Origin of the sequence: Pseudomonas sp. KCJK9111 (genome assembly GCF_046231935.1) — a bacterium.
In the GTDB taxonomy this organism is placed as follows: domain Bacteria; phylum Pseudomonadota; class Gammaproteobacteria; order Pseudomonadales; family Pseudomonadaceae; genus Aquipseudomonas; species Aquipseudomonas parafulva_B.
Genome location: NZ_JBJJMO010000002.1, coordinates 89,352 through 107,055 on the forward strand (window position 1 = coordinate 89,352; position 17,704 = coordinate 107,055).

A 17,704-nucleotide genomic window follows, 5' to 3' on the forward strand; every position below is an offset into this window, starting at 1 on the left:
GCAGCTGCGCTGCAGCCGGTGCCTGAATGCACCGGCAAACGCAGGATACTTCATGCTGTATTCGCTTCAGGCACTTCGTGCTTTCGCCGCCTGGGTGGTCGTATGCCACCACTTCATGCAGGTTTTTTTCGACTTTCACGCGTCCGGGCCTGTCGGCCAATTGTTCACTGATCGGGGTGCGGTCGGCGTGGATATCTTCTTCGTCATCAGCGGGTTGGTCATCTACCTTTCGACCTGCGACAAGCAGGTTGTCCCGCATCAGTTTCTGCTAAACCGAGTGCTGCGTATCGTGCCGGCCTACTGGTTCTACTCGGCCTTGATGGCCTTGATGCTGCTGGCCTTCAGTCAATGGATGCCGCATCAGGTGTTCACCTGGCAGCACCTATTGCGTTCACTCTTTTTCATACCAGCAGAGAACCCCGGTGGCTACGGTATGTACCCCACCCTGAACGTCGGCTGGACCCTGAACTTCGAGATGATGTTCTACCTGCTGTTCGGGATGGCGTTTCTCGTTGGCCGGCGCCTGCACTTGCTGGTGGTGGCCGGGCTGTTGGTAGTGATGAGCGAGGTCTTGGGGCGCCTGGGCGTGGTCAGTCATTTCTACAACAATGACATCGTCTATGAATTCCTGCTCGGCATCGGTATCGGTGTGCTGCATCGCCGTGGCCTGATCCGTCAGGGTGTCTGGGTCCCGCTGGGGCTTCTGGCAGTGGCTGCGCTGGCCATCTATCAGCTAGACGCCTCTCAACGGCTGCTGCATTGGGGCCTGCCCAGCGCAATGGTCGTCCTGGCCTTCATCGCTATGGAGCCGCTGTTCACTGGCAATCGCGTACTCAAGGCGCTGGGCGACTGCTCGTATTCGGTTTACCTGATCCATGTGCTGGTCCTGCACTTGGGCTGGTTTGCCAGCCAGCAACTGGGGCTGGACCCGTACCTGACATTCGCCGTCTGCGTGCCTTGCATCGCACTGCTGTCGTGGCTCAGTTACCAGTGGATCGAGCGCGGCCTGTACCGTCACATGCAGGCCTGGATGCAAGCACCAAGCGTGCAGGCGCAGCCGTATGTGCTTTCCCGAGTCAAATACTAGGACTTTGTTAGAGGGCTGCGTTGGCGTACACTGGCGCACAAGTCTGTGAGGAACCTACATGAGCGCTATAACCATTACCGACGCCGCCCATGACTACCTGGCTGATCTGCTGTCCAAGCAGAACACGCCGGGTATCGGCATTCGTATCTTCATCACCCAGCCGGGTACTCAGTACGCCGAGACGTGCATCGCCTATTGCAAGCCGGGTGAAGAGAAGCCTGATGACACTGCTGTGGGCCTCAAAAGCTTCACTGCCTACCTCGACGCTGTCAGCGTGCCGTTCCTGGAAGATGCGCTGGTGGACTATGCAACCGACCGCATGGGTGGCCAGTTGACCATCAAGGCGCCTAACGCCAAGGTGCCGATGGTCAATGAAGACAGCCCGATCAACGAACGCATCAACTACTATCTGCAGACCGAAATCAACCCCGGCCTGGCCAGCCATGGCGGTCAGGTGAGCCTGGTGGATGTCGTCGACGAGGGCATCGCTGTCCTGCAATTTGGCGGCGGCTGCCAAGGCTGCGGTCAGGCGGACGTCACCCTCAAGGAAGGCATCGAGCGGACACTCCTCGAGCGCATTCCTGAGCTCAAGGGTGTGCGTGATGTGACGGACCATAGCCAGAAAGAAAACGCCTACTACTAGGGCGTCATGGGTTGCACCGAGCTGGAATCGAGCTTGGCGCTGGCCCTGTAAGGCAACGTAACGCACTGCACTAGCAACAAACTGTTACGTTTGCAAGCCCTGCGACAATCGGCCGCTGCCCGTAATCAGCGGCCTGCAGGGGTTAATCGCCGCCAGTGGGTAGAAGGTACTTAGGGGGCATGCCAGAATGCGCCGGTTTTCTGCCCGGCCCGCCCCGAGGGTCGGCACCTTCCCTGTAAAGGATGGTTTCATGAATGATCTTCTGACCCGGCGTGCAGTCGTCGCCGGCATGGGCGTTCTTGGGCTTGGCCTGCTGGCAGGTTGCAGTCCGGCGCGCGGGCTCGAGTTCAAGTATGGCAAGAACATGAGCAACGAAATCCTTGGGCGCAAGTTCTCGCTGCGCGATCCCCAAGGTAATGTTCGTACTCTGTCAAGCTTCTACGGCAGCATGCCGATGGTCTTCTTCGGCTTCACCCAGTGCCCGGCCATCTGCCCGACCACCCTGGCACGAGCCGCCCAGATCCGCAAACTGCTGCGCGGTCGAGACCGTGATCTGTTCCAGGTGGTATTCATTACCCTCGATCCAGAACGCGACACCCCGCAGGTGCTCGATGCCTACGTCAAGGCGTTCGACCCGACCTTCGTCGCGCTCACCGGTACGCCTGAAGAAATTGACGCCGTGGCCAGGGAGTTCAAGGTGTTTTACGAAAAGGTCCCGGCCGGTGACACCTATACCATTTCACATTCGTCCACCAGCTACGTTTACGACACCCGTGGCACCCTGCGGCTGAGCCTCGGGCATTCCCTCACAGCCAAGGAATGTGCCGAAGACCTGGTTACCCTGATGGAGATCTGCTGAATGTCATTGCAATCCGTTAAGCGCGGCCTGGCTGCGTTGATCCTGCTGGGCCTCACTGGGCCGGTAATGGCCCAGACCACGGTCAGCGAGGCGTGGGTGCGCGCCAGCGTGCCTCACCAGCAGTCGACCGGTGCCTTCATGACCATTACCGCCAGTAGCGACAGCAAGCTGGTCAGTGTCGCCTCGCCTGTGGCCAAGACTGTACAAGTGCATGAAATGACCATGAACGGGGACGTCATGGGCATGCGTGAGGTCAAGGCTGTCGCGCTGCCGGCCGGTAAGCCTGTCACCCTGGACCCCAATGGCCTGCACGTGATGCTGATGGGCTTGAACGATCAGGTGAAGGAAGGCCAGCAGGTTCCGCTGACGCTGACGGTAGAAACCGCCGATGGCACCGCCGAGACTGTGGCCGTGCAAGCTCAGGTACGCGCGCTCACCGCCCAGGCGCAAGGTGAGCATGAACATATGCACATGAGCCACCCGTAACACCTGGCGGGGCTGCCTTGCGGCCCCAGCTGGTTCAACTGCGAAACTTCGGCAGTGGCCTGTCCAGCGTCAATGACGTCAGCGCACGCCGCACACGTGCTTCGTCAGCTTCCAAGGCCTTCAGGCTTGCCCGTATCTTGCCGGCCGCCGGCAGGTCGCCCTGGCGATCGATCCAGTCGGCAATCTCCTTGCAAGCAGTGCTAAGGCACGCTTGCCGCTGGTTCATCAGTGACAGAAGGGTGGTGATCTCTCGTTCGGACATGACGGCTCCTCCTTTCAGCCTTTTGAGTGTAGCAGCGCCATGGCCAAACGCCTGCGCCGCATTGACGCGCTCACGCGGCGAAGCAGGCCAGCCGGTAGGCCCCCGGGGTGATGCCATAGGCTTGCTTGAACTGTCTGTTCAGATGGCTCTGGTCGGCAAAGCCCAGGCTGAACGCCACTGTCGCAGGCGGCTGCCCCTCCTTGAGCAGCTCCCTGGCCCTTACAAGGCGTCGCTGCTTGAGCCAGGCGTGAGGGGGCATGCCTGTTGCCTGGCGAAACACCCGTGCGAAGTGAAACGGCGACAGGTTGACGGCAGCCGCCAGTAACTCCAGCGACGGCGGGTCAGCCAAGTGGGCTTCGAGCAACTCTCGTGCGCGTGCGACAGCGCGAGGCTCATGACCAGGGGCAGACAGATCGGCCAGGCGTCCGTGGCGTTGAACCAGCGCCAACACCGCCTGGCGCCATACGGTTTGCTGTTGCAGTGCGCTGGCGCTGCTTTCGGACAGCTGGTGCAGTTGGCTGAAGGCGCTGGCAAGGCCAGCATCATGGATCACGCTATCGCGAAAGCGCGGCATCCCCCCATGGCCCAGTTCCAATTCATCCAGCACACCGGTAACGCGCTCATGTTCAGGGTAGAACCCGCGATAACGCCACCCGGCCTCGTGGGCCTTGGCACCGGTATGCAGTTCGTCCGGATTGATCAGGACCATGCTGCCAACCGGTGCAAGATGCTCGCTGCCCCGGTGCCAGAAACGTTGGGCACCGGATTCGATCACGGTGAACACATAGCCTTCATGCACGTGTGGTGCAAACCGTTGTTGCACATACCGGGCGTGCAGCATTTCCACATCGCCCAGCGCCGGTGCCTGCCATAGATGCGTTTGCTCACGGGTAGTGGTGTTCATGAAAGGACGCTTCGCAGGACGAAGAAAATCAACATGCTCAACAGCATGCTCAGCATCACGCTACGGGTCAACCACACCAGTGCGGCAGCCACCACCGCCCCCAGCAGGTACGGGTTGAGCGGTTGCAGGTCAAGCGTATGCCCTGGCAAGAAGATGATAGGGCCGCAGATGGCCGTGAGCATACCTGGCACCGCAAAGCCCAGGAATTGACGCGCATGGGCGCTCAGGCGCAACGGTAGGCGCGGTTCGAGAAAAGCATAGCGATTGAGGAACACCACTATGCCCATGCCGATGATGAGCAGCCAGGTCATCAGACGGTCCTCCGAAGTTTCTGGCATGCGAAGCCGGTGCTCATCCCAAGCAGGCCGGCGCTGACCAAGGCCGTTTCCCAGTGCCAATGGCTGAACAGTACTGAAGCGGCCAGTGAAACGGCGACGCACGCGAGCGTAGGCAGATTACGTACCAGGGGCGTGATCAGGGCGACGAAAGTGGCGACGATGGAGAAGTCCAGGCCTAGCTGATCAAGGTGTGGAATGCTTTGCCCCAGCACGATTCCGACCCACGTGAACAGATTCCATGCAACGTAGAATGTGAAGCCCAGACCTAAGGCATACCAGCGATTGAAATGCTGGTGGTCGTGCCGACTGGTCAGGGCAAAGAACTCGTCGGTCAGCAGAAATCCAAGCCCCAGGCGCCAGTGCAGTGGCAAGGGGGAGAGCGCTGGGCGCATCGACAGCCCGTAAAGCAGGTGCTGTGAGGTGAGTAACAAGGTTGTCAGCAGTATGGAGGCCAGGCTGGCACCGCTTTTGAGCATGCCGATGGCCACCAGCTGCGCAGCGCCGGCAAAGACGATCGCCGAGAGCCCCTGGCTTTCCCAGGCGCTGAGGTTGGCTTCGATGGCCATGGAGCCGGCCAGCAGGCCCCAGGGCGCGACGGCAAGCGACAGCGGCATGATGGCGATGGCGCCCTGCAAAAAGGCGTGACGTGCGATGGACGGCATAGTAAATGGGCATGTGGACAAGGCAGGCCAGCATGACAAGCCACCACAGGCGATGGCTTGAACGTTCTTGCTCTGTTGTCACCCATTTGGTGCGCCGCGCTGAGCCCCCGGCGGCCTGGGGTCAAGGGCGGCTGGTCAAATGCTGCTGCGCCGTTAGACAGCCATTGGTCTCTACCGCTTTTTGCAGCAATGAGTGGCGATGTTGCGGGTCCAGATCACCCAGCAGGCGGTAGACCTCGGCCTGATAATCGCGCTGCCGCCCCCATAGCATCTCAAGGCCCTGGGGCTGGCTGCGGCTGCAGGCCATGCGGGTGGCAGGCTGGGGATAGTAGGGCGCATAGAGGGTTGCCATGCTCGGTACGGCCTCCAGTGCGGCGCGGTACTGGGCGCTGGCGTTGTAAGGTGGACACCAGGTGGCAATGGCCGGTGCCGACGGCGCAAACCCCTGGTCGAGGCTTGCCTGGAGCAGAGGGCAGGCGGCGTCGGGTATCTGCGCGGCAGGCAAGTAAGTCATGTAGTAAAGCGCCAGACGGTACTGCGCGACTGGGTGGCCGAGTGCGACCGATTTCTTGAGCAGTGCCACCGCAGTCGGCAACGTGTGGGCCATGGCCTGCCCCTGGCGCCGCAGCTCTGGGTCGCTATCCAGGGCTGTGCGCAAGACGCTTTCGTCCTCTTGAGTATCGGCCTGTTCCAGAAGGGGCAGTGCCTGGCGATAAAGCAGATCGGCATGGGGGTCGATGGACACTTCCAGTGCGTGCCCCGCCGTAGGCAGCAGGGCGGCCAGCATCAGCGCCATCTGCGGCAAGCGACTCACAGGCTCGCCTCGCCAGTTGCCAGGCAAGGATGAACGGCTTCTCTATTCATGACAGTCAAGCGTACGCCTCAGGCAATCGGAACGACGGGCTATTCTAGCCATGCAACAGGGCCGTCCGAAAGACCACCCGACGATTGTCAATCAGTAGAGCACTATAACGTGCTCGCGGGCAGTGGTTTTTCCCGGGCAAGGCCGAGCTTGGCCGTGATCACGTTGGCCAGCGCGGTCTGCCCCAGGTCGTTGAGGTGCAAGCGGTCGATGAACAGGTCCGAACCGAAGGCTGGCGAGCTGTCGAGCATGCAGTTCATGTCGAAGCAGGGCACCGGTGCGGCTTGTTCGCGAATGCGGCGAAAGAAAGCCGCATGCACCTTGCGATCGAAAACGCCTTCGAGCAAACGGTCGATGTTCCCTGGCGTTTGCTGAAGTGCGCTGAGCATGAACTGCTCACCCGCTGGCAGGGTCTCGCGACACCAGTGCACCAGGGGTTGAAGGATGAAGGTGAGGGTAGTGTGAGCGCTGCCTAGCAGTCGATCCCATTGCTGCACTGAGCGAGCAATATGGTCGGCTGCCTGGGCCGTGCGTTTTTCTGCTGGGGAAAGTGCCTCGAAGGGCCGACGAGGCCGAGGCGCGGCGGCCGGAGGCGCCAGCACCTGGCTCAGCCGCTGCCAGAGGCTCAGGCCAGGCTGTGATGCTGCCTGGGCTTGCTCTGAACCGGCCAGCGACGTTTGCCAGTCATTGATCTGCTGAGGCTCATGTGAGCAGGCGCTGATGTCCCAAAGCGCTTCGTGTGCCAGGCTGTTGAGTCCGCTGAGTATGACCACATGTCCCAGCGGTGCCAGGCGGTGCTCATGAGTGAGGAACATCAATAGTTCCTGGCTCGCATCCAGCCCGCAGCCGGCCAGGCTCAGCCAGAGTTCTCCGGTCAGCGCCGACAGCTGCGAGGCCACGGTGTATTCATCGGAACTGGCCCCAATGCCCATCGCCACCGAGCCTCCGACCAGCAGATTGATCCGCGCGGTGTCGTCGCGTTCAGCCACCGAAAACCGCCGGCCGTTGAAATGGCTGTAGCGAAGGCCCAAGGCGTCGGTATTGACGACGGCCGAGCTGAACCCGGTTTCGTGTACCCGAACGCGTTGGGTGGCGCACTGGGTGGCCTGGGCAAGCAGCTGTTGGTACTCAAGCTGCAAAGGCGCAAGCCCTTGGCGACTGGGAGTGGACATCGGGTCTCCTGGCAAGACAGCGCGTCAGGCAAGGGGCTAGGCGGTAAGCTCCTTGAGGTTGTACAAAAGCCCGCCGATGGCGATCAACAGCAATGCCACGCCAGACGCAAGGCTGATGAATCGTTGGCTGCGCGCTGACGCGATCTTGCCGATGGCAAAGATGTAAAGACTCAGCACGGCGAAGTCGATCACGATCCAGAGCAGTGAAAGCACGACCATGCTTTTGCCGAACGACTCGGTGATCTGGATGAACTGCGGGAAGAAGGCGATGAAGAAAATGATGTCCTTGGGGTTGGAGATCCCCACCATGAAGCCTTGCCACAGCCCCCCGCGGCTCGCGGGTTTGGCGCTTTCGGGCCGTTGGTCTGGCTGCGGGCTTGCGAGCGCCTCCCTGAGCGTGCCGACGGCGATATAGCCGATGAACAGGCAACCCAACAGGCTCATGGCACTAAGCCACGCCCTGTCGATGGCCGCGCTGGTGAGGATGATCCACGCCGCTGCGCCGATCAGTACCAGCGAGGCCCAGTTGGTGCCCAAGGCCGTGAAAATGGCCTTGCGTGAGCCAGAAGCGGCTGCGGTATTGACGATCAATGCCACGACCGGACCTGGAGTGGCGATCAGCAGCAGGACGGTAAGGGCGTAGGTGGCAGTCAGGGCGGTATTCACGTCAGTTCTCGATCATGTTGTCGGGGGTGGCAGGCACTGCGGTCCGGGCATGGAAAGGGCAGCGTGCCGGGTTCAACGAACCGGTTTCCTGTAATTGATATTGCGTCCACTCAAAGTTATCCGCTTCACCGAAGAAGCCGAGGCTGTCAGGTATTACCCCGTCGTTGTAGTGATCGACCCGCTGGCGAATGCGCTCGCGGATGCGCTGGCCGCTCGTGGTGGCGACATTGGCCACTTCGTCGAAGTTCTCGCGCGGGTTGATGACGAATGTGATGTGTTTGCCCAGGTTGCGGCTTTTCATCTGCTGGTGGCCCGGGAAGTTCATGTTGATGAACAGCGCCATGCCGGCAAAGCAGAACGACCAGCCGCTGTCTGCGGGGTCGGCCGGCACTGTCTGGGGCCAGGGATTCGGATCCCGTGCGTGAACGCCTTGCAGCACCTTCCAGGCAAGTGCCTGCTGTTGCGCGAGCGGCATGTCGGTCACTGTTTCTAGAAACACCACCAACGGGTGGCCGATACGAAGCTTGGGCGCAATCGGATCCATCAACCCGACATAGCTGGCCAGCCCTTGAGCGATGTCATCAGCCAGTTGTTCATCGCTGGCGAAAAGAACGTAGCAAGTTTGCGCATTGACCGCCTTGCGCCCGAACAGGCAGGGGAAATCCGGATTGGCAACGGTATGGCGAAAGTGTTGCAGTGCAGCGGTTGTCCAGTGAGGTTCGATGCACGCATGTTCGAGGGTCTGCTCAAACGCATCCAGGCGATAGCATTGTCCATATCCCGTAAACATGGTTTCCCCAAACTTTTAATTGATGAACGATCTACGCAGTTTCAGGCAGGATCTAGGTGATGCCTGTTTTTTTAATGCATTTTCTAGAACTATCAGCAGGTTGTAAAACACGTGAAACTATGACCTACTATTAGTCTTGCTAATACTCAGGAGGCGTCAATGTCGGAAAGGATTCAGGCCTTGCATGCACTGCGTGCGTTCGAGGTCGCGTCCCGCTATGGTTCGTTCACCAAGGCGGCGGAAGAGCTCGCACTGACCCAAGGCGCAGTCAGTCACCATATCAAGACGCTCGAGGGCATGTTCGGCTGCGATTTGTTCGAACGGCGAGGGCCCAAGTTGAGCCTGACCGAGCACGGACGCCTGCTCTCTCAAGAGCTCAAGGTTGGTTTCAAGATCATCGAGAACGCTTGCGCGTTGCTGCGCCAGGATCGCTACGGCCTGCGTTTGAAGGCGCCTTCGACGCTCACCGTGCGCTGGTTGCTAAGGGCACTGGACGGTTTCAAGAAACACGAAGACACCTGCACTGTGCAGCTCTCGAGCGTGTGGATGGACATCGACAGCGTCGATTTCTACTCTGAGCCCTACGATTGCGCCATCTTGCTGGCCAACGGCCGTTTCGCGGCCGATGTGGAGGGCTTCCGGCTGTTCGACGAGTGGCTCATTCCGGTCTGCCACCCCGACTACATGGGACAGGCGCAACCTGCGCTGTCGGACCTGAACCGTTGTGAATTGCTGCATCCCTCGCCTGATCGGCGCGACTGGCGGCGCTGGTTGGCGCGCATGGATGCCCTCGATGTCAGCATCGACCAGGGCCAGGTGTTCGACACGCTCGATCAAGGTATCTCTGCCGCTCAGCAGGGCCTGGGCATCTCCGTGGTCGATCTGGTGTTGGCCAGTGCCGACCTGGCAGCCGGACGCCTGGTCACGCCGTTCAAGCAGGCCGTGGCAACTGGGGATGGCTACTACATGACCTGGCTGAAAAACAGCCCCAAGGCCCGTCAGATGCAAAAATTGCGAGATTTTCTCCTCGGTCAGGTGCCTCCCTTGGTGCTCAAGGACATCAACTACCTGTACAGCTGAGCCCGCTGTACCGCACACGGCAAGCGCAGCCACGTCACCGACGGTGGGCGCTGTGGATTTGGATGCCGGAGCATCTTGTCGTCTCACAGGCCAGGCCCGGTGCGCCGGGGGCAACCCGTTACACTTGTCATTATCAACGAATGCAGAGGGCGCGGCAGTGGATTTGCAGCAGGGCTTCGTCCTGACCCGGCATTGGTACGACACGCAGGCAGGCACGTGCGTGGAGCTGTGGCTGGCCACCGATCAGGGCCCTCGACAAGTGAGACTGGCGCCCCAGATCAACGTGGCGTTCGTCCCTCAGGCGCAACAAGCGCACGCGCAGCTGCTGCTGGCCGACGAGCCGGATGCAGAGCTGCGCCCGCTTGGGTTGAAGACGTTCGATCAACGCCCAGTGGTAGGGCTGTACTGCCCGCACTACCGGCAGCTGTTGCAGCTGGAACAGCGGCTGCGTACCGCAGGTATCGACGTCTACGAGGCCGATGTCAGGCCACCGGAGCGCTACCTGATGGAGCGCTTCATTACAGCCCCTGTGCAGTTCGCTGGACGCCTGGACGAGCAGGGCGTGCTCTGCGATGCCCAGCTCAAGCCGCACGGCAGCTACCGTCCCTCGCTGCGCCTGGTGTCGCTGGACATCGAAACCACCGAGCGGGGAGAGTTGTACAGCATTGCCCTGGAAGGCTGCGGGCAGCGCCAGGTGTACATGCTTGGCCCAGCCAACGGCGACGCCCGTGAGGTTGACTTCGACCTGCACTACTGCGCCGATCGCAGTGCGTTGCTGCACTGCCTGAACCACTGGATAGCGCGCCACGACCCGGACGCGATCATCGGCTGGAACGTGGTGCAATTCGATCTGCGCCTGCTGCATGAACACGGCAAGAAGCTGCAAGTGGCCATGGACCTGGGCAGGGGCGGGGCGCCCATGACCCTGCGCGCCTCTGGTAGCGGTGGCCATGTCTTCATCGATGTGCCCGGCAGATTGGTGATCGACGGCGTAGAAGCGCTGCGCTCGGCAACGTGGAGTTTTCCATCGTTCAGCCTTGAGAATGTCGCGCAAACCCTCTTGGGTGACGGCAAGGCCATCAGCACTCCTTACCAGCGCATGGATGAAATCAATCGCATGTTCGCCGAGGACAAGCCTGCGCTGGCCCGTTACAACCTCAAAGACTGTGAACTGGTCACACGCATCTTTGCCCACACCCGGTTGCTGGAATTTCTGCTTGAGCGTGCTTCGGTCACGGGCCTGGCGGCAGACCGCAGCGGTGGATCGGTGGCCGCCTTCTGCCACTTGTACATGCCGCACATGCACCGTCAGGGCTACGTCGCGCCCAACCTGGGCAGCCGCCCCGAGGAAGCCAGCCCCGGCGGGTTCGTCATGGATTCACGACCTGGGCTATACGATTCGGTGCTGGTGCTGGACTACAAGAGCTTGTACCCCTCGATCATCCGCACATTTCTGATTGACCCTGTCGGCCTCGCCGAAGGGCTGCAACAGCCAGATGACGCGCGTTCGGTCGAGGGCTTCAGAGGGGCGCGTTTCTCCCGCACACGTCACTGTCTACCGGCGATCGTCGAACGTGTGTGGTGCGCCAGGGAACAAGCCAGGCAGGATTGCAATGCGCCATTGTCCCAGGCGCTGAAGATCATCATGAATGCCTTCTACGGTGTATTAGGCTCAAGCGGCTGCCGATTTTTCGACGCGCGTCTGGCCTCCTCGATCACGTTGCGCGGGCACCAGATCATGCGCCAGACCCGCGCGCTGGTCGAAGCCCGCGGGTATGACGTGATCTACGGCGATACGGACTCGACGTTCGTCTGGCTCAAGACCGGCCACGATGAAGCGGCGGCTGCGCAGATTGGCAATGCACTGGTGAGCGAGGTAAATCGGTGGTGGCGCGAGCACCTGCGCCAGACGCTTGGCCTGGAGAGCGCGCTTGAGCTGCAGTTCGAAACCCATTACCGACGTTTTCTCATGCCCACCATACGCGGCACCGAGGAGGGCAGCAAAAAGCGCTATGCCGGCCTCGTCCAGCGGGCCGATGGCACCGAAGACATGGTCTACAAAGGGCTGGAATCGGTACGCACCGATTGGTCGCCGCTGGCCAGAACCTTCCAGCAGCAGCTCTACCGGCGAATTTTTCGCGGTGAGCCTTATCGCGAATACGTACGCGAGTACGTCAGTCAGATGCTTGGCGGGAAGCACGACGCTTCGCTTGTGTACCGCAAACGCCTGCGCCGCCCGCTCGCTGAGTATCAGCGCAACGTGCCACCGCACGTACGGGCCGCCCGGCTTGCCGATGACTACAACCGGCAACTGGGTCGCTCACTCCAGTACCAGCGGGGGGGCTGGATCAGCTACCTCATGACCACCGCCGGGCCCCAGCCGCTGGAGAACCGTCGTGCCCCCATCGACTATGACCATTATCTGTCGCGCCAGCTGCAGCCGGTCGCCGATGCGATTCTTCCCTTTGTCGGTGACAGCTTTTCTGCGTTGATCGATGACCAGATGCTGCTGTTTTGATCCTGAGGTAGTACCCCGTCGCCACGGGTTCGTTCGTAGGTCTCGCTAACCTCCCGTGCACAATCATTTCACGGGAGTAACTGATGGATACCGCACTCACTGATCTTCAACTGGCAGAGCAGGCCGGCCAGGACGGGCTGATCGCTGCTCGCTTGCCGGGCTGGCTCAAAAAGCTCGACAAGGCATTCGTCACCCAGGCAGGCCAAGCCCTCAACAGCAGCCTGACCTGCCGGCACCGTCTGGCGGCGCGGTGGGGATCGATCAAAGGCATCGACGCATTCGCCAAGCCCCTGCTGGAGAAGGCCTTGAGCGCTCGCTTCGGTATCACCCAGGGCGTGGACCAGTTGTGGTTTCGCAATGCTTACGAGGTGCCGCTGGCCACGTACTTCCCTGTACGGGTGCCCTTGACCAAGCGCGAGTACTACCTGATACCGCTGCTCGAAGCCGTATTGCGAAATTTTACCGCTCAAGAGATGCAGCCACAGATCTTGCCGCCCATGGCCGGCGTATATGACGCGGCAGGTAACGCGGTGCCGGGACTTAGTGCCGCTCGGTTTGCCCAATTGGTCCGGGAATTGGATCTAGGGGCGCTCTATCAACAGCACTTGGCCGCCCATCTGACGTCGGCCTCCATGCAAGCGCTACTGGGCGAGCTGAACCGGCACGAAATGTTGCTTGATGCATTCAAGGCTGACGCCCAGGGTGTATTTGCCCCCGGCGAACTCAAACTGCTGGTCGACTTGTGGCAAAGCGGCAGGCTTGGACACCTGCACGGCGATCGGGTGATTCCCAAGCGTCTGCAGATCCTGGACTGTCCATTGCAGCAGATTCTGGTGCTGGATGTGCGGGACGAATCGTTGGCACCTTTCTACACCTCGAGCAAGCGCGTGCTGGTGTATGTCCCGGGTGACCCGTTTGGAGCCTGGAGCGCTGCCGATAATCTGGAGCGCTTTGAACGCACCGTGCTGAACAAACGCTTGCGCCAGCCTGCCTATCAGCAGTTTTTTGCGCGTTTCATCCGACGTCGTGATAGCCAACGCTTCTTCAGCCAGATCGCAACGGCGTTCTATGAGGACATGCCGGTCTGGGCCACGGCTGACCTGTACCCGATAGCTAGCGCCTTGTCGGAGCCTGTGTTCGAAACCCTCGCCAGCGCTCGCGTCGCACACGTAATGGACGATGCCGCGACGCTGGCGCCTCCGGTCAACGCCCTGGATCGGGCGATGGAGCAAGCGCATGAGCAACGCCTGGCAGCCGAAGGCTGGACGCTGCTGGGATTGGCCAGCTTCTGGCTACCTGGGTTGGGCTTGGTACTGCTTGCCGTGACTGCCTGGGAGTTGCTGAAGGAGGTGTTCCATGGGGTGGACGCCTGGCATGAAGGCGAGACGGAGCAGGCCATGAATCATATGACCCATGTGGCCGCTGAAGTCACGCTGATTGGCGCTACCGCAGGGGCAGGTTATGGCTTGGCCAAGGCGTGGAAACGCTCGACCTGGGTTGATGGCCTGGTCCAGTCCGATGTGCAGGATGACGGCGCGCAGCTGTGGTCTGAGGACTTGTCGCCATTTCGAAGCGCCTCTCCACCTGCTCAAGCGTTGACGGATCACGAGGGAATCAGCCGCCAAGGCACTGATGCATGGATCCGCATGGATGGCCACACTTACCCGGTGCAGCAACGCGCGACCGACGATCAGTGGCAACTGGTGCCGCGCGACGGTGTGGGTCCTCTTTTACAGCACAACGGTGCAGGTGCGTGGCGGCTGTGGAGTGAATCCCCCCTGGATTGGTCGAACAGCCATTACCTGTTCAGGCGCCTGGGCGGGCCGATGGCCGAACTCGATGACACGCGCATCGAGCAGGTCATGGCCATTCACGCGCTCGACGACGACCAGCTACGCGGTTTGCATATTCGCGGCGCCGACCCCTTGCCAGCGCTGATCGACACCAGCAGCCGTGCGCATCTTGCTCAGCGTGTCGACAACCTGCTGGTGCAGTTGCGCACTGGCGTTGTAACCGAGGATCAGAGCCTGCTGGCGCAGGTTGTCCAGCTGACCGGTGGCGAAGGGCTGTCCAATGTGGATCTAGCGGCGCAGCTCGATGGACAACGGTACGAAGTCATGCAGCACCTGTTGGATCAGCAAACGCCTCCTTCGAGCCAGGAAATTCAAGCCTTACAGTGCGTATTTCCACGCTTGTACTCCGCTGCGGCACAGACGCTGCTGGCCAATGCGAGCAGCGTCGACCTGCAACGTCTGCGTCAGACTGGCCGTGTACCCTTGCAACTGGCCGAAGCTGCCCGTGAGCGCAGCTCGTACATTCGGGTGCAACGCGCCCTCGAGAGCCTGTTTTTGCGGACGTCGCAGGATACGGATTTGGCCAAGCTGGTCCTGGGGTTGCTCGCTTATCGAGCTGGCGGCATCGGTAATGTACGTTGGCGCCTGTTAAGTGCGCAGTCCAACGGCATGCAACTGGCCAGTGTTGGAGAAGGAGATGCCGAGCTACAGCTGGTCCATGAAACCCGAGGCTTCAGCCTGCACAACGCCTTGGCGCAGGAAATCTGTCCTCCTGGCGACCTGTTCGACGCCATCGTGAGTGCCTATGATCAGGCGCAGCTGACGTCCATGGGGCTGCATGCGCCTTTCGCCCAATGCTTGCGCCAGGAGGTCGCTGCGCTTGCCCAGGTTCACCGGGCAGCGTTGCCGGATCTCTTGGGCATCACGACTCGCCGCCGCTGGCAATTGCCCACCCGCTTGGCCGACGGTCGCGTGGGGTACCTGCTCAGTGGACGTGGAGGGCGCAGGCCGAACCCCTACCTGCGAAGGCTGAGGTTTCTGTACCCCACTTATACCGATACTCAGCTTGACGCGTGGCTGGATGATGCGCGATCGGCCGCAGGGGGGATCGAAGCGCGGTTGCGACGCCTGGAGGATCAGTACCAGCTGCTCAGCGCGCAGTTGCGCACATGGGCCAGGCAAGGATCCAGCCATGCCGAACGACAACGCCGCCGATCGCTTGGACGAGCCTTGCGCAATTGCTGGCAGCACGTCCTGGATGAGGGCATGCACGGCGACAGCCTTATCCAAGCCTATCGGTGGGACATGATTGGCATTCATACCGAAAGCCTACCGGAGCTGCCGTCCCAGGTAGGGTTCGACCATGTGTATTCACTGGCACTGCGCGACGCCAGCATCCGCCATCTGCCTGAAAGCTTCCTGGGTGCATTCACCAGTGTTCGGTCGCTCGAGCTTCCCGATAACCACCTCTTGCGAATTCCTCAGGCGCTCTTGCAGCTGGAACATCTGTGGACGCTGAACATGGCGCACAACCAGATCGTGCTTGATGCGGGGCAGGCCACCATTCTGGCCAGCTGCAGCAACTTGCGTTACCTGGACCTCTCACGCAACCCGTTGGGCAGGCCGTTTTCGGTGGGCGGGCTGACACACCTGCACGAGTTGCGTATAGCGGGCGCCGGCCTGCGCAGCTTGCCTTACCAACTGCTCGAGAGTACATCCCTGCGGGTGGTCGACTTGCGCGACAATCTGCTCACGGCGTTGCCTGATGACTTCTATGAATCGCGCCTGTGGGTGGAGGGTGAAGTCCACCTGGGCGGCAATCCGCTGTCGGCTGCTGAGCGCGAACGGCTGGCGCAAGCGTTGCTCACAGCCGCTACCCGCGCACGTGACCGAGCGATGGCACTGGTGCGGTTGCGCTGGATGGATGCGATCGGCCTGGCCCAGCGCACCGAACTGGGCGACTGCTGGGAGCACCTGCAGGCCATGGACGACGCCGGCGAGTTCTTCGGTCTGCTCGAACGCCTCATGGAAACAGCCGACTTTCAACACCGCACCGGCGCGCGCTATCTCGCCGGCCGAGTACTGACCCTGTTAAGAGCCATGCGTGATTCGAGCGACCTAAGGGTGGCGATGTTCAGCGACGCCGAGCAACTGACCTGTCAGGACAGCGTGGCATTGCGTTTCAGCGATCTGGAAGTGCGTCTGCGGCTCTGGCAGGCCGAAGCCCAAGCGCAACAAGGTGAGCAAGAGCAGGCTCTGTTGCACCTGGGGCGGCAGCTATGGCGTTTGGATGAGGTCGAGCGTGTGGCCATGGATGATGTGCGCTGGCGCCAGGCCGATGGTGCCGATCCTGACGAGATCGAGGTGGTGCTGGCTTACCGCTTGGCGCTACGCCAGCGCCTTGACCTGCCCATTTTCACCAGCGGCATGTCATTCAGGGCGGTAGCCGGGGTTACCGAAGCGCATATGGAACGGGCAGCCAGGCGCGTGCTGCAGGCAGAAACCAGCGAGCAATTGGCCAACTCTCTGTTGGACCGGGAGTTCTGGTGCAGGCACGTAAGCAACGTGCATGCGCAGCGTTTTGAGGAGATGAACGCCCCTTTTCATGCACGGCTGGAGGCTGTGCAAGAGGCTACAGATCTGAGCGAACAGCAGATGTTGCAGCAGACAGAAGAAATATCACAGCAACGCCAGGCAGGCGAACGGGCTCTTCTGCTGGCCATCACGCGTCAGGCGCTGGACAGCGCGGCCGAGCCCATCTCACCCTAGATGAAGAAGGCCGTCGCACCAGCGCAGGGTAAGCGTGTTGAGCTATGCTCATAGGCATGCGCCGGCCATCCAAGGCGCCACCTGGCAGGCTGGACACCTCCAGTTACTTTTGAGTTGCGCCCTGTCAGGTGGGTTGGTTTAGGCTCCTGCGTCGGACCTTTCTCCAAGGTCTGTAGTCTTTGTTTTATCGAGAGAAAAAGGAGATGCGCATGCTCGTCCGGTCACTGACCCTCGCCGCCCTGCTCGCCGCCGTGAGCCCGACTTTTGCGGCTGACAGTAATGGGCCACTGGCCCAGGAGTTGGGCAAGGCAAGGCCATTGGTCATCATCGCACCCAGCAGTGCCGACCCCACCCTCAGGGCCGTGACCAAGGCCATGGAGGATCCGGCTACGCAGGCCGCCTTCAAGGAACGTAACGTGGTGCTGTACAGCGTCGCCCAGATGATGGGCAAACAGGGCGACAAGAACCTCGAGCAGCAGACCACCATGGCACTGATCCGCGAGCTCAAGCTCGGTGCCAGCAAAGGCACCAAGGTCATCCTCGTTGGCAAGGACGGTGAGCGGCACATGCTCAAGGACGATGACACAGGGGAGGTCCTCGACCCCCAGGCCATCATCAAAGCGGTGGACGACCTACCTGCGAGTGAAAAAGCGATCAAGGCATCCGAGCCGGTCGCGGCCGCGGCGCAGGAAAAGACCAAGGATGCAAAACCGGCCAAGCCCTCCAAGCCCAGTGCACCGCCCAAGCCCCTGGAAGATTGAGCGTTTTATCGAGCAAGCGCCTGCGAGGGTCGGGCGCCATGCAGGGCTGCCG

Annotated in this window: 16 protein-coding genes; 8 read left to right on the top strand and 8 right to left on the bottom strand. The window is 61.1% G+C overall.

What is annotated here, in order from left to right:
* The first annotated feature begins 52 nt into the window (after positions 1-52).
* From ACK59L_RS01370 to ACK59L_RS01385, 4 genes are all read left to right on the top strand, one after another.
* Entirely contained in the window at positions 53-1,087 is a 1,035-nt protein-coding gene (locus ACK59L_RS01370; RefSeq protein ID WP_409271394.1) for an acyltransferase family protein, read from the top strand.
* 58 nt (positions 1,088-1,145) lie between these two features.
* Positions 1,146-1,730, top strand: a complete 585-nt coding sequence (nfuA, locus tag ACK59L_RS01375; RefSeq protein WP_023536208.1) for a Fe-S biogenesis protein NfuA — start codon at positions 1,146-1,148, stop codon at positions 1,728-1,730.
* Between the two features lie 250 nt (positions 1,731-1,980).
* A complete protein-coding gene (locus ACK59L_RS01380) occupies positions 1,981-2,589 on the top strand; it encodes an SCO family protein (protein ID WP_182139472.1) in 609 nt (202 codons plus the stop codon).
* Entirely contained in the window at positions 2,590-3,075 is a 486-nt protein-coding gene (locus ACK59L_RS01385; protein ID WP_196134921.1) for a copper chaperone PCu(A)C, read from the top strand.
* A 34-nt stretch (positions 3,076-3,109) separates the two neighbouring features.
* On the opposite strand, the gene ACK59L_RS01390 is transcribed toward ACK59L_RS01385, so the two are convergent.
* The 8 genes from ACK59L_RS01390 to ACK59L_RS01425 all read right to left on the bottom strand — a co-directional run bounded on the left by ACK59L_RS01390 (position 3,110) and on the right by ACK59L_RS01425 (position 8,731).
* Complete coding sequence (locus tag ACK59L_RS01390) at positions 3,110-3,337, bottom strand: hypothetical protein (protein WP_027914647.1); 228 nt, start codon at positions 3,335-3,337, stop codon at positions 3,110-3,112.
* A gap of 70 nt (positions 3,338-3,407) precedes the next feature.
* A complete protein-coding gene (locus tag ACK59L_RS01395) occupies positions 3,408-4,241 on the bottom strand; it encodes an AraC family transcriptional regulator (RefSeq protein WP_196134922.1) in 834 nt (277 codons plus the stop codon).
* The gene (locus tag ACK59L_RS01400; protein WP_409271398.1) at positions 4,238-4,552 is read right to left on the bottom strand and encodes an AzlD domain-containing protein; all 315 of its coding nucleotides are present in this window, start codon (positions 4,550-4,552) and stop codon (positions 4,238-4,240) included. Before ACK59L_RS01400 ends, ACK59L_RS01395 begins: the two co-directional genes overlap by 4 nt.
* Entirely contained in the window at positions 4,552-5,241 is a 690-nt protein-coding gene (locus tag ACK59L_RS01405) for an AzlC family ABC transporter permease (protein ID WP_196134924.1), read from the bottom strand. Before ACK59L_RS01405 ends, ACK59L_RS01400 begins: the two co-directional genes overlap by 1 nt.
* A 121-nt stretch (positions 5,242-5,362) precedes the next feature.
* Positions 5,363-6,037, bottom strand: a complete 675-nt coding sequence (locus ACK59L_RS01410; RefSeq protein ID WP_409271538.1) for a sel1 repeat family protein — start codon at positions 6,035-6,037, stop codon at positions 5,363-5,365.
* A gap of 170 nt (positions 6,038-6,207) precedes the next feature.
* Positions 6,208-7,275: a hypothetical protein gene (locus tag ACK59L_RS01415; protein ID WP_409271400.1), complete on the bottom strand. Its 1,068-nt coding sequence runs from the start codon at positions 7,273-7,275 to the stop codon at positions 6,208-6,210.
* A 36-nt stretch (positions 7,276-7,311) separates the two neighbouring features.
* Positions 7,312-7,941 (bottom strand): LysE family translocator, encoded by a 630-nt coding sequence (locus tag ACK59L_RS01420; RefSeq protein ID WP_409271402.1) that lies wholly within the window; start codon positions 7,939-7,941, stop codon positions 7,312-7,314.
* Position 7,942: 1 nt separating this feature from the next.
* Positions 7,943-8,731: a YqcI/YcgG family protein gene (locus tag ACK59L_RS01425; protein ID WP_409271404.1), complete on the bottom strand. Its 789-nt coding sequence runs from the start codon at positions 8,729-8,731 to the stop codon at positions 7,943-7,945.
* Positions 8,732-8,890: 159 nt separating this feature from the next.
* Between ACK59L_RS01425 and ACK59L_RS01430 the strand changes: the two genes are divergently transcribed.
* From ACK59L_RS01430 to ACK59L_RS01445, 4 genes are all read left to right on the top strand, one after another.
* Positions 8,891-9,811, top strand: a complete 921-nt coding sequence (locus tag ACK59L_RS01430; protein ID WP_196134929.1) for a LysR substrate-binding domain-containing protein — start codon at positions 8,891-8,893, stop codon at positions 9,809-9,811.
* Positions 9,812-9,968: 157 nt separating this feature from the next.
* The gene (locus tag ACK59L_RS01435) at positions 9,969-12,329 is read left to right on the top strand and encodes a DNA polymerase II (protein WP_409271407.1); all 2,361 of its coding nucleotides are present in this window, start codon (positions 9,969-9,971) and stop codon (positions 12,327-12,329) included.
* An 83-nt stretch (positions 12,330-12,412) separates the two neighbouring features.
* Entirely contained in the window at positions 12,413-16,891 is a 4,479-nt protein-coding gene (locus tag ACK59L_RS01440) for an NEL-type E3 ubiquitin ligase domain-containing protein (RefSeq protein ID WP_409271409.1), read from the top strand.
* A gap of 209 nt (positions 16,892-17,100) precedes the next feature.
* A complete protein-coding gene (locus tag ACK59L_RS01445) occupies positions 17,101-17,652 on the top strand; it encodes a DUF4174 domain-containing protein (RefSeq protein ID WP_409271411.1) in 552 nt (183 codons plus the stop codon).
* Positions 17,653-17,704: the final 52 nt, after the last annotated feature.